Source organism: Methylobacterium sp. D48H (assembly GCF_053345715.1).
Map to the genome: position 1 here is coordinate 13,947 of NZ_JBKFAP010000029.1, position 12,337 is coordinate 26,283.

Genomic DNA, 12,337 nt, shown 5'->3' on the forward strand with positions numbered 1-12,337 from the left:
GAAGGAGCGCGGCGTGGGCCGATCGAGGATCACGCCCAGCGACGGCGGAATCCATGCGCTCTGATCGACACAGGTCTTCGATTCTGGCAGGTCTGCCCAGCGTCACGCCATTCTTGGTCTGTTCCGTCCGAATCGCACGGCGCGCCTCCGAGCCGTCCGCCCCCGGCGCCTCGGCGATCCAGTCAGAGAGCCGTTCGATGTCGCTGCCGCTGGTTTCCCTAATCGTGCCGACCCTGAACCGTCTCGAGCTGCTGGCGCAGACCCTGAGCTCCGTCTCGACGCAGGATTACGGCAACCTGGAGCTGATCATCAGCGACAACGCCAGCACCGATGCCACGGGCGCTTTCCTGGGCCAGCTCCGGAACGATCGACTCACGGTCCTCACCCGGTCGTTCACGCTGCCCATGGAGGCCAACGTGACCGACGCGGTCCGGCACGCGCGCGGCAAGTACATGCTACTGCTGAGCGACGACGATCTCATCTCGAACACCTACGTCTCGACGATGGTGGCCGCCTTCGAGGCCGACGACGCCGTTCAGGTCGGGCTGGGGCGCCGGGTCCTGATCGACGGCGCGAGCCAGATCCTGCACCGGGCCGAGCCGCTCTCGGCGCACGCCCAGGTCGAAGCCGCGGAGCCGTGGTTGACGCAGTACTTCGCCAGTCCGACGGCCCACTCCCAGATCAACACCATCTTCTCGACCTTCTACCGGCGCTCCGCGTGGCTGGACGCCGGCGGGCAGCCGACGCTGTCGGGCTCCTACTTCTCCGACACGATCCCGTTCGTGGGCGTTCTCAACCGCGGGTCGAAGGTGTTCTACGCGCCCGAGGCCGTCTTCCTGTATCGGTTGCATCAGAATCAGGAGAGTCATCGGGCGACTTCGGCGGCGAAGCAGGCCTATACGGGCATGTTCCAGTTCTTCGAGCAGCTGAAGCCGAAGCTCGGCGATTTTGCCGATTCGGACCCGCTCAAGTCCGCGCTTATCCGGTATGTCCTGATGATGTTCTTCGATGCGTGCGGCCCGTTCGCCCAGGAGCAGAGGATCAGCGCGCCCGACCTGTACGGGTTCTTCTGGGACGCGCTGAGCCGTCCCTCACCTCCGGAGGCCGGCGCGGCGGGGGCGGCGGATCCGGCCGTCGCGTGAGCCCCGATCGATGCCCAGCCGGACCGGACCGTTGAGATGACCTTCGAGCGCTACCGCGGCACCCGCGTCCTCGTCACGGGTCACACAGGCTTCAAGGGCGCGTGGCTCGTCGCCTGGCTGCTCGATCAGGGCGCCGAGGTGATGGGCCTCGCCTTGCCGCCTCCGGCCGACCGGCCGAGCCTGTTCCGCGACCTCTCGCTCGCCGACCGGATGCAATCCGCCTGCGTGGATATCCGCGAGGCCGAGGCCGTGCGCGGAGCCGTGGCGGCGTTCCGTCCGGAGATCGTCTTCCACCTCGCGGCCCAGGCGCTGGTCCGGCGCTCCTACGCCGACCCGCTCGAGACCTTCGCGGTCAACGTCATGGGCACTGCCCACGTGCTGGAGGCGGCACGCCACACCGACTCGGTCCACGCGGTCGTCTGCGTCACCTCGGACAAGTGCTACGAGAATCGCGAGTGGGTCTGGGGCTACCGCGAATCCGACCCGCTGGGCGGCAAGGATCCCTACAGCGCCAGCAAGGCCGCCGCAGAGATCGTGGCCGGCAGCTACCGGCAGACCCTGATGCCCGGATCGCGCCTGCGCCTCGCCACCGCCCGCGGCGGCAACGTGATCGGCGGCGGCGACTGGTCCGAGGACCGGCTCGTGCCCGATCTCGTCCGCGCCATCCGGAGCCGAGCGCCGCTCGTACTGCGGAACCCGGACGCGGTCAGGCCCTGGCAGCACGTGCTCGAACTCCTGCACGGCTACCTGCTGCTCGGCGCGCGGCTCCTCGCCGCCGACGACGCGGCGGTCGGCGCCTGGAATTTCGGCCCGGCCCGCGCCAGCGAGGTCGCGGTGCGGCGGCTGATCGCGGAGGCGCTCACCGCCTGGGGCGGCGACCCCATCCCGGTCCAGATCGAGGCCTCGGCCCTGCGCGAGGCCGGGATCCTCAAGCTCGACGCGGCCAGGGCGGAGGCGGAGCTGGGCTGGCGCCCCCAGCTCGGCTTCGCCCACACGGTGCGCCTGACCATGGAGTGGTATCGCGACTATAGCGCGCGTCCCGCCGACGCCCGGGCGCTCGTCGCGGCCCAGATCGCGGAGTATGGCCGGCTCGCAGCCGGCCACGCAGACGAGGAAAGCGCCTGATCATGCACGCACGTCGCCCCACCCTCCGCTCACGCCCCACGGGCCGGGGAGACGGCCGGTGAAAGCCGTGATACTGGCGGGCGGCCTTGGCACGCGCCTGTCCGAGGAGACCGCCACGCGGCCGAAGCCGATGGTCGAGATCGGCGGCCGGCCGATCCTGTGGCACATCATGAAGGGCTACAGCCGCCACGGCATCAATGACTTCGTGATCTGCCTCGGATACAAGGGGTACATCATCAAGGAATATTTCGCGAACTACTTCCTCCACATGAGCGATGTGACCATGCACATCGCCGAGAACCGGATGGAGATCCACCGGAAGACCGCCGAACCCTGGACCGTGACGCTGGTCGATACGGGCGACCAGAGTATGACGGGCGGCCGCCTGAAGCGCGTCCGGCATCACCTGGAGCGCGAGGAGATGTTCGCGCTCACCTACGGCGACGGCGTCAGCGACGTCGATGTCACCGCGCAGATCGCCTTTCACCGCGCCCACGGCAAGCGCGCCACCGTAACGGCGGTGCGACCCGACAAGCGCTTCGGCTACCTCGCCCTCGACGGCGACCGGGTCACGGCCTTCGAGGAGAAGCCCGACAATGAGGGCGGCTGGATCAACGGCGGCTTCTTCCTGCTCGCCCCGTCGGTGATCGACACGGTCGCGGGCGACGAGACGGTCTGGGAGCGCGAGCCCCTGGAGCGCCTGGCCCGGGAGGGCGACCTGCAGGCCTTCATCCACGACGGCTTCTGGCAGGCGATGGACACGCTCCGGGACAAGACCAACCTTGAGGCGCTCTGGGCGTCGGGACGGGCACCGTGGAAGACGTGGTAGCGCCGCCGCCCTTCGGCCGCCTGCTCATCACCGGCGCGACCGGGTTCATCGGCGGACGCCTGACCCGGGGCTTCGCAGAGGCCGACATCGCCGTCGGCGCCCTGGTGCGGGCGGGCTCGGCCACCGAGCTCCTCGACCCGCGCGCGACGATCCTGCGCCACGACGGCGCCACGGACACGCTGCACGCCGCGATGCGCGCCTTCGCGCCCGAGGCGGTGATCCACGCCGCCACCCACTTCGTCGGCGTCCACGGGCCGGACCATGTGGCGCCGCTGATCCAGGCCAACCTGCTGTTCGGCACGCAGCTCCTCGACGCGATGGCGCGCTGCGGGGTCCGGCACATGGTCAATTTCGGCACGATCTGGCAGCATTTCGCGGGTGATCGCTACGATCCGGCGACCCTCTACGCGGCGACCAAGCAGGCCTTCGAGGATATCGCGGCCTACTACGCCGAGGCGGAGGGCCTCGCGATCCTGACCTTGAAGCTTCCGGACACCTACGGACCGGCGGATCGCCGCGGCAAGCTCGTCTCGGCCCTGCTCCAGGCTCAGCGGGAGGGGCGACGGCTCGACCTGTCCCCGGGCGAGCAGAGCCTCAACCTGATCCACGTCGACGACGTGCTGTCGGGGAGCCGCGCCGCCCTGGACAGGATCCGCGCGGCGCCGCCGCGTATGCAGGAAGCCTTCGCGCTCCGCGGGCCCGAGACGCTCTCGCTACGCGCGCTCGTGGCGCGCATCGAGCGTCTCGGCGCGCGGCCCGTTCCGGTGGCCTGGGGGGCGCGGCCCTATCGGGCCCGGGAGGTGATGCGGCCGTGGATGGGGCCGCTCCTGCCCGACTGGTCCGCCGCCATCGGCCTGGATCGCGGCCTCACCGAACTGATGGCGGCGCAGTGATGTTCGAGATCCGGACCAGCGACCTTCCGGGCGTGCTCGCCGTCCGCGCGCCTGGCAGCCGCGATGCCCGCGGCAGCTTCCACAAGCTGATGCACGCGCCGAGCCTCGCCGCTGCGGGGCTGAGGACCGATTTTGCCGAGGTCTACTGCTCCACATCGGCGGGGGGCGTGATCCGCGGCATGCATTTCCAGGTGCCACCCCACCAGCACGCGAAGCTCGTCTGGTGCTTGTCCGGCACAGTGACGGACGTCGTCCTCGACCTGCGCCGGGCCTCGCCCGGCTACGGCCGCGCCGTCGCCCTCGACCTCGACGGGGCGGCGCCCGCCGGCGTCTACATCCCGGAGGGCTGCGCCCACGGCTTCGCCGTGCGCTCCAGCGCGGCGACGCTGCTCTACCTGGTCACGTCGGTCCACGCCCCCGCCGCCGATGCCGGGATCCGCTGGGACAGCTTCGGGTTCGACTGGAGCATCGCGTACCCGACCCTGTCGGACCGGGATCGCCTGCATCCCGGCCTCGACGCCTTCCACACGCCGTTCTGAGCCATGCGCCCAGTCAGCGACAGGCGCGCCGACTGGACCGCAGGCGCGATCGCGGCGGGTCCCGTCGCCGATGTCAGTCTCACGCCGGGCGTATCCCGCGGTATAGCTGCCCGAGGCCCGCGACCGGACAACAGTGTTTCGCCCCCATGACCGACGCCCTGCGCACCGAGATCCTAAGCCTCGCCCGGACGCATTTCGAAGCCCGGGGGAAACCGGCCTTCGTGCCTGGCGAGACCTACATCCCGCCCTCCGGCAAGGTCATGGACGCGGAGGATTGCGCCCACCTGATCGACGCCTCCCTCGACATGTGGCTGACGGCGGGGCGCTACGCCGACCGGTTCGAGCGGGAGCTCGCGGCGGCGTTCGGACGGAAGCATGCGCGGCTGACCGTCTCGGGCTCGGCCGCCAACCTCCTGGCCTTCGCGGCGCTGACCTCGCCGAAGCACGGCGCGCGCCGCCTGCGGCCGGGCGACGAGGTGATCACCGTTGCGGCAGGCTTCCCGACCACCGTCGCGCCGATCGTGCAGCACGGCTGCGTGCCGGTCTTCGTCGACGTCGACGTCGAGACGCACAACGTCGATGTGGACCTCCTCGAGGCGGCGGTGACGCCGAAGACCCGGGCGGTGATGATCGCGCACTCGCTCGGAAACCCGTTCGACGCGATCCGCGTGGCCGAGATCTGCCGCCGCCACGGTCTCTGGCTGGTGGAGGATTGCTGCGACGCGTTCGGCGCGACCATCGGCGGGCAGGGGGTCGGGACCTTCGGCGACGTCGCCACCCTGAGCTTCTATCCGGCCCACCACATCACCACCGGCGAGGGTGGCGCAGTGCTGATGGACAAGGGCCCGCTCGCCAAGATCGTCGAGTCGTTTCGGGATTGGGGGCGGGACTGCTACTGCAAGCCCGGCACCGACAACACCTGCGGCAACCGCTTCGGCTGGAAACTCGGTGACCTGCCCCGCGGCTACGATCACAAGTACACGTACTCTCACATCGGCTATAATTTGAAGGTCAGTGACATGCAGGCCGCCCTGGGGGTGAGCCAGCTGACCAAGCTCGACCATTTCGTGGCGCGCCGCCGCGCGAACTTCGCCGGCGTGGAGCGGCGCCTGCGGGAGCGCGGTCTCGACCGGCTCTTCCATTTACCGCGGGCGACCCCGGGTTCGGAGCCGAGCTGGTTCGGCTACCTCCTGACGGTGCGGGACGAGGCCCCTATCGATCGGAACGCCCTCGTAGCGCGCCTGGAAGAGAGGCGCGTGGGGACCCGGCTGCTGTTCGCCGGCAACCTGACCCGGCAGCCCGCCTTCCGGGACGTGACCTACCGGGTCCACGCCCCGCTGATCCACACCGACAAGATCATGCGCGACAGCTTCTGGATCGGCGTCTGGCCCGGCCTGACAGACCCGATGCTCGACTACATGGCCGACATGCTGGCGGCGGTGTCGCGGGAACTCGGCGCCGGCTGACGGCCTCCTGCGGCCGCTGTGCTGACGGCAGGCTTGAGCGGTCCGCCCGCGCGCCCCACATGGACGGGAGCGACAGCGCGGGGCCGACCATGTACGACCTCATCCACACCCTCCGCCTCTGGCTCTGGCGCCGCCGAGTGCGGGCCATGGCGCGGGAGTGCCGGGCATCCGGGACCAGCGACGGCGACTGGATCGCCGCCACCGTCGCGGCCTCCGCGACGAGTTCGGGTCCGGGCGCGCCGGTCTCCTACGTGAGCGGCACCGGCCTGTAGCGGATCCCGCTCGGCCGGGCGCGGTCAGCCTTCCGGAGACGGCTCGGCGGCGGCGGCACCCGGCTCGGGCGCCGGGCCGGTGTCGAGGGTGCCGCTGTGGACCAGGGCGCCGGCCCAGGCGCCCGCAATGATCCGGACCTGCTCGATGGCCTCGGCGCGGGTGAAGGGCCTGTCACCACCTCCCGAACGGCCCTCGTCCCAGTAGACGTAGCCGGTGCGCCGGCCGCCGGCATCCTCGACGCAGGCGGCGTTCTCGAGGACGCAGATCCGGAGCGGGAGCTTGAGACCGAGTGTGGGCATAGGGCCCATATAGGGCGCCGATCCCGCGGGAAGTCGGCGCGCCCGCCGCTTGACGGTCGGTCTCAGGTGTCTCAGGTGGGTTTCGCCGCGTCGAGCGCCTGCTCCAGGTGCGTCACGACCTCGTCGCCCTTGGGCGGCGGCTCGGCCTCCTCGACCCGTCGGGCGACTTCCATGACGAGGTAGGTCACCGACGGCGGCCAAGCCACGCCGTTATCCAGGAGCATCCGGGCGGCGCTCACCAGCATCCGGAACTGGTCCGGCGGGATCGTGGTCCCGGCCTCGTGCTGCGCGAGGATGTGGTCGGCGATCGCGGCCGCAAGGCCGGCAACTTCGGCCATCTTGTTGGGCGGATCACCAGCCGTCATGTCAGGTCGCGCTCCGTCTGCGAAAGCACGGTGCGGAGCATCCGTCGCCTCTTCGGGGTCTCAGGCCGACACGGTTCCACAAGCAACCCTGGCGAGCAAGCCGTGTGGCCGCGGCACGCCTGCGTGGCCGTGGACGCCGCCGATTTCGGCGGCCTGCGCGCGCGGTCCGGGCGTTTCGCGGCCTCCGGTGCCGGGACGGCGGACCTCCGCAGCGGCGGCGGCGCCGTCGGGATCGTCCCGGGGCGTCTACGCGGATGCCGGACGGTGGCGGGGCGCGGTCACGCCGAAGACCGAGCCCCGGTCGCGCCGGGATCGCACGGCGACCGGGTGATCGAGCGCCGCGGCGGTTTGCCGGACGATATGAAGGCCGAGCCCGAGACCGGCTCCGTCCCGGCGTCCGGCACGGTCGAAGGCGTCGAAGATGCCCGCCAGCCGTTCGGGCGCGATGCCGGGACCGCCGTCGTGCACCTCGATCGCCACGCGCCCCTGCCGGCGGCGGCATCCGACGACGACGCGGCCGCCCGGGCCTGCATACTTCACGGCGTTCCCGACGAGGTTGCGCAGGATGGTCGTCAGCATGGCGACCTCGCTCGTGACCGTCAGCGCCGTGGCGCAGACCCGGACACGCACCCCGACCGCGTCGGCGTAGGGTCCCCACTCGGCCGCCACCGCCTCCAGGAGCGGGGTGACCGCGACGGGACCGAGCCGGGGCGCCACGCTGCCGGCCTGGGAGGAGCGGGCCAGATCGTCGAGCTCGCGGCCGAGCCGCACCAGCGCGTCGCTGGCGAGGCCGAGCCGGGCCGCGGCCCGGGGACCGACGCCGTCCGAGACCGCGCGGTCGATGGCCATGAGTGCCACCTGCAGGGGTTGCTTCAGGTCGTGTCCGGCCACGGCGAGCAGCCGGGCCATGGCGCTGCGGGCGGTCTCCGCGCGCAGCAGGGCCTCGTCGGGCGCCGCACCCGGGCTCGCCATCGTCAGTCCCATCCCCGCCTCCTCGTCCGGCCCGCCGACGGCGCGCTGCTTCCATGACGCGACCTTGGACCGTGGCCGTCCGCGCCGGAATCATACGGAGGTTTGATGTCCTAACCGGACCGGACTCGGATCGGCGTACCAGCGGCGCACGCGCGCGATGCCGGTCCGGAGTCGGCCGGCGATCCCGTCACGGATGGGCAGGCCCTGGAGTCAGGCCCCGATCGTCTCTTCCAGGCAGCGGATCAGTTCGTCGGCCACGAGCGGCTTGCGCAGGAGATCGCGGGCGCCCCCGGCGAGGGCCCGGCGCCGGAGTGCGTCGTCGGTCAGCGCGGTCATCATGATGACCGGCAGGGCAGGGCGCTGCTCCCGGACGCGGTCCTGCAATTCGATGCCGCTGATCCCCGGCATGTTCACGTCCGTCAGAAGGCACGACACGTCGCTGCCGGCCATGGCGGCCAGGAAGGCCTCGCCCGAGTTGAAGGCCCGCGCGTCGTAGCCCAACGCCTCGAGGAAGCTGGACGTCGCGTCCAGAACCGCCTCGTCGTCGTCCACGACCGCGACCGCTTTCTTCCCGACCGGCACGAATCTCCCTCCGGAGCCTCTCGAAGGCGCATCGATCCCACCTCTGTGGGCCGGTGGCGGCTTCGACGAAATTATACGATGGTTTGATACGCGCGACGGACTCACATCCCGATGAACCGAGTCCTGCCACAGCAACGCAGGACCCGGGGCGCCGCGACGCGACCCGGTAGACATGGATTTCACGAGTTGAGGCAGGACTTCTTCGCCGATCCCCGATCCGATCGCCGCGACGAATCTGTCCAGTGCGGGTGCCAACGCGGCGATGTCCGGCATCGTTCCGCGCCGATCGGCCCGGGCCGGGTCTGCGGAAGCGACGGGGCGATGGGCCGGCTCAGACGGCGGCCCGGGCCTTGAGCAGCTCGGTCTTGCGCACGAGGTCGGCCACGGAGCCGGCCGCCATCTTCCGCATGACGTTGCCCCGGTGGATCTTGACCGTGATCTCGCTGATTCCGAGGGCGTGGGCGATCTGCTTGTTGAGCAGCCCCTTGACGACCTGTGCCATCACCTCGGCCTCCCGCGCCGTCAGGGTCGCGGCCAGCGCCTCGAGCTCGGCGACCCCCGCGCTCGACGCCCGCCGGGTCCTATCCCGCTCGATCGCGACCGCGATGGCGTCGAGCATGTCCTGATCGCGGAACGGCTTGGTCAGGAAATCGAGCGCGCCCGCCTTCATGGCCTGGACGGTCATGGGGATGTCGCCGTGGCCGGTCATGAAGATGATCGGCATGCGGTTGCCCATCGCGGCGAGCTTCGCCTGCAGGTCGAGGCCGCTGGATCCGGGCAGCCGCACATCGAGGATCAGGCAGCCCGGGCGGTCCGGCAGCGTCGCCGCGAGGAGGTCGCGCGTCGCGCCGTAGGCGAGGGTGTCGAGCCCGACGGAGTGCAGAAGGTCCTGCAGACCTTCGCGGACGCCCTCGTCGTCCTCGACGATGACCACCAGCGGTGAGGCCGTGTCGGCGCCGGGCTTCGCCGCGCCACCCCGGACGTTGCCTGACATCGTGATCGACGAGTCCCCGCGCGCCTCTGACAGGCTGCCCGCACGGGCAGTGCTTACAGGTTGTATCCGCGCCCGATCAAGCCGACCGTCTGTGGACGGCGCGGACCGCCGGCACGGGTCGCCCCGAATGGCCGCTCGCCGGACCGCTCCCGACGCGCCTATCGACTCGCGGCCAAGCTTGTGGCTATGAGCGGTTGCACTGTCCCCGGGACTGGCTCAACCTCCGGCGAGGTCAGCGCCTCCCGGCCCGGGACTCGCGGCCGCCCGCCTCCTCCGGCCGCGCGCCCGTCCGACAGGCTGTGCAGCGAGGCGCGGAGATGAGTGCGGTGGGCGACGCGCGTCCCAGGCAGACGACGGCGCGGGTCCTCCTCGCGAGCCTGATCGGCACGACGGTCGAGTTCTACGACTTCTACATCTACGCCACGGCGGCGAGCCTGATCTTCGGGCCGCTGTTCTTCCCGGCGGCGCTGCAATCGGCGGAGCTGATCAGCGCCTACGCGAGCTTCGGCCTCGCCTTCGTGGCCCGGCCGATCGGCGGCGCGGTCTTCGGGCATTTCGGCGACCGGATCGGGCGCAAGGCGACGCTGGTCGCCTCGCTCCTGCTGATGGGGCTCACGACCTCGGCCATCGGGCTGCTGCCCACCTTCGCGCTGGCCGGCTGGCTCGCCCCCGTCCTGCTCTGCCTCCTCCGGTTCGGGCAGGGCCTGGCGCTCGGCGGCGAGTGGAGCGGGGCCGCCCTGCTGGCGCTGGAGAACGCCCCGCCGGGCTGGCGCGCCCGCTACGCGATGTTCGCGCCGCTCGGAGCGCCCCTCGGCTTCTTCGTGGCCAACGGCCTGTTCCTCGTCCTGACCCTGACCCTCAGCGCGGAGCAGTTCGCGGACTGGGGCTGGCGGGTGCCCTTCCTGCTCAGCGTGCCCCTGGTCTGGCTCGGGCTCTGGGTCCGCACGAATCTCGGCGAGACCGAGGAGTTCGCCGCCGCCGTGAAGGACGCGCAGCCCCCGCGCGTCCCCCTCGTCGCGCTGATGCGCGACCATGCCGGGCAGGTCGTCGCCGGGATGTTCGGCGTCGTCGCGTGCTTCTCCCTGTTCTGGACCGCCACCGCCTTCGCGCTCGGCTATGGCACAACGACGCTCGGCTACTCCCGGGCCTCGTTCCTGACGGTCGAGCTCGGCGCGATCCTGTTCATGGCCGCCGCCATCGTCGTCGCGAGCTGGCTGTCGGACCGGCTCGACCCGGCCCGGGTGCTGATCGTCGGCTGCGCCGGGACCATCGTGTCGGGGATCCTGCTGGCGCCGATGCTCGGCAGCGGCTCCCTCGCGACCATCTTCGCCTTCCTGGCCTTCGCCCTGTGGGTGATGGGCTTCGTCAACGGGCCGCTCGGCGCGTGGCTGCCGAGCCTGTTCCCGCCGCAGGTGCGCTACACGGGGACTTCCGTGGCGTTCAACGTCGGCGGCATCATCGGCGGCGCCTTCTCGCCGATGATCGCCCAGGCGCTGGCCGCGCAGAGCGGCCTGACCGCGGTCGGCTTCTACCTCGCGCTGACCGGCGGGATCAGCCTCATCGCCTTCGACACGAGCGCCCGGCGGCGGGCGCTGGACGCGCTCGCCCGGAGCGAGCGCCGCTACCGCGCGCTGTTCGAGCAGAGCCACGTCGCGCTGTGCGAGGTCGATCTCTCCGAGGCGCAGGCCCACCTCGCCGAGGCGCGGGCCGCCGGCGCCCTCGGGCCCGACCTCCGCGGGCAGGCCGACGCCGCGCTCGTCGCCGAATGCGCCCGGCGGATCGCGCTGGTCGACGTCAACGACGCGACGGTGCGGCTCCTCGGCTGCGGCTCCCGCGAGGCGGTGCTCGGCTCGATGAGCCGCTTCCTGCCGCCGGGCAACGACCTCGTCCTGCCGCTCCTGCAGCGGATCGACCGGGCGGGCGGCCGCTTCGAGGCCCAGGGCCGCCTGATCCGCGCCGACGGGCGGGAGGTGACCGCGATCCTCGTCGTGGCGCTGCCGGACGACGAGGCGGCCCTCGACCGGGTCGCCTGCGCGATGGTCGACGTGACCGAGCGGGAGCGCGCCAAGGAGGCCCTGCTCGCGGCCCAGGCCGAGCTCGCCCGCGCGGGCCGAGTCTCGACCGTCGGGGCGATCTCCGCCTCCATCGCCCACGAGGTCAACCAGCCGATCGGCGCCATGGTGATGAGCGCCGAGGCCTGCCTGCGCTGGCTGCGGCGCGAGACGCCGGACCTCGAGGCGGCCGCGCGGGCGGCCGAGCGCGCCGTCCGCGACGGCATGCGGGCGAGCCGGATCGTGCAGCGGACGCGCGAGCAGCTCCGCCGCGACCGCAGCCAGCCCGAGATCCTCGACCTGGGCTCCCTCCTGGCGGAGGTCGCGACCCTCCTCGACCGGGAGATCCTGGCGGCCGGGGCGACGGTGCGGACGGTGATCGCCGCGACCGAGGCGCGCGTCCTGGCCGACCGCGTCGAGCTGCAGCAGGTCGTGGTCAATCTCGTGACGAACGGCCTGCACGCCGTGCGCGACCTACCCGAGCCCCGCCGCGCGCTGCGGATCGCGCTGACCGCCCCCGCGCCGGGCCGGCTGCGGATCGCGGTCGTCGACAGCGGCACCGGCATCGATCCGGAGCAGCTGCCCAGGCTGTTCAGCCCGTTCTTCACCACGAAGCGCGACGGGATGGGCATCGGCCTCGCGATCTGCCGGACCATCGTCGAGTCCCATGGCGGCACGCTGACCGGCGGGAACAACGACGGGCCGGGCGCGACCTTCGCGGTCGAGCTGCCGGCGGCCGAGCCGGGCGCGGCGGGCCGCGCCGCGGCCGAGCCCGCCGCCGCCGGCGCCAGCGCCGGCGGCTGAGCC

At 71.7% G+C, this 12,337-nt stretch carries 13 protein-coding genes; 8 read left to right on the forward strand and 5 right to left on the reverse strand.

Annotation, left to right across the window (positions count from 1 at the left end):
• Positions 1 to 197: 197 nt before the first annotated feature.
• The 7 genes from ACLBX8_RS27560 to ACLBX8_RS27590 all read left to right on the forward strand — a co-directional run bounded on the left by ACLBX8_RS27560 (position 198) and on the right by ACLBX8_RS27590 (position 6,266).
• A complete protein-coding gene (locus ACLBX8_RS27560) occupies positions 198 to 1,142 on the forward strand; it encodes a glycosyltransferase family 2 protein (protein WP_447700890.1) in 945 nt (314 codons plus the stop codon).
• 36 nt (positions 1,143 to 1,178) lie between these two features.
• Entirely contained in the window at positions 1,179 to 2,267 is a 1,089-nt protein-coding gene (gene rfbG, locus ACLBX8_RS27565; RefSeq protein WP_447700889.1) for a CDP-glucose 4,6-dehydratase, read from the forward strand.
• 58 nt (positions 2,268 to 2,325) lie between these two features.
• Positions 2,326 to 3,096, forward strand: coding sequence for a glucose-1-phosphate cytidylyltransferase (gene rfbF, locus ACLBX8_RS27570; protein ID WP_447716136.1), 771 nt, complete (start codon positions 2,326 to 2,328; stop codon positions 3,094 to 3,096).
• Positions 3,081 to 3,989, forward strand: a complete 909-nt coding sequence (locus ACLBX8_RS27575) for an NAD-dependent epimerase/dehydratase family protein (RefSeq protein ID WP_447700887.1) — start codon at positions 3,081 to 3,083, stop codon at positions 3,987 to 3,989. Before rfbF ends, ACLBX8_RS27575 begins: the two co-directional genes overlap by 16 nt.
• Positions 3,989 to 4,528 carry a dTDP-4-dehydrorhamnose 3,5-epimerase family protein gene (locus ACLBX8_RS27580; RefSeq protein WP_447700886.1) on the forward strand — a complete coding sequence of 180 codons (540 nt, stop codon included), beginning with the start codon at positions 3,989 to 3,991 and terminating at the stop codon, positions 4,526 to 4,528. The genes ACLBX8_RS27575 and ACLBX8_RS27580 overlap by 1 nt, the downstream gene beginning before the upstream one ends.
• 146 nt (positions 4,529 to 4,674) lie before the next feature.
• Positions 4,675 to 5,994, forward strand: a complete 1,320-nt coding sequence (rfbH, locus tag ACLBX8_RS27585; protein ID WP_447700885.1) for a lipopolysaccharide biosynthesis protein RfbH — start codon at positions 4,675 to 4,677, stop codon at positions 5,992 to 5,994.
• A 59-nt stretch (positions 5,995 to 6,053) separates the two neighbouring features.
• Positions 6,054 to 6,266, forward strand: coding sequence for a hypothetical protein (locus tag ACLBX8_RS27590; protein WP_427508336.1), 213 nt, complete (start codon positions 6,054 to 6,056; stop codon positions 6,264 to 6,266).
• A 24-nt stretch (positions 6,267 to 6,290) separates the two neighbouring features.
• Here the strand turns inward: ACLBX8_RS27590 and ACLBX8_RS27595 are convergent, their stop codons facing one another.
• The 5 genes from ACLBX8_RS27595 to ACLBX8_RS27615 all read right to left on the reverse strand — a co-directional run bounded on the left by ACLBX8_RS27595 (position 6,291) and on the right by ACLBX8_RS27615 (position 9,479).
• Positions 6,291 to 6,566 (reverse strand): hypothetical protein, encoded by a 276-nt coding sequence (locus tag ACLBX8_RS27595; protein WP_053621787.1) that lies wholly within the window; start codon positions 6,564 to 6,566, stop codon positions 6,291 to 6,293.
• Positions 6,567 to 6,637: 71 nt separating this feature from the next.
• A complete protein-coding gene (locus ACLBX8_RS27600; protein WP_020094713.1) occupies positions 6,638 to 6,931 on the reverse strand; it encodes a hypothetical protein in 294 nt (97 codons plus the stop codon).
• Between the two features lie 246 nt (positions 6,932 to 7,177).
• A complete protein-coding gene (locus ACLBX8_RS27605; RefSeq protein ID WP_447716137.1) occupies positions 7,178 to 7,915 on the reverse strand; it encodes a sensor histidine kinase in 738 nt (245 codons plus the stop codon).
• Positions 7,916 to 8,113: 198 nt separating this feature from the next.
• Entirely contained in the window at positions 8,114 to 8,455 is a 342-nt protein-coding gene (locus ACLBX8_RS27610) for a response regulator transcription factor (protein ID WP_244540898.1), read from the reverse strand.
• Positions 8,456 to 8,816: 361 nt separating this feature from the next.
• Entirely contained in the window at positions 8,817 to 9,479 is a 663-nt protein-coding gene (locus ACLBX8_RS27615) for a response regulator transcription factor (protein WP_056526642.1), read from the reverse strand.
• A 317-nt stretch (positions 9,480 to 9,796) separates the two neighbouring features.
• Between ACLBX8_RS27615 and ACLBX8_RS27620 the strand changes: the two genes are divergently transcribed.
• Positions 9,797 to 12,334, forward strand: coding sequence for an MFS transporter (locus ACLBX8_RS27620; RefSeq protein ID WP_447716138.1), 2,538 nt, complete (start codon positions 9,797 to 9,799; stop codon positions 12,332 to 12,334).
• Positions 12,335 to 12,337: the final 3 nt, after the last annotated feature.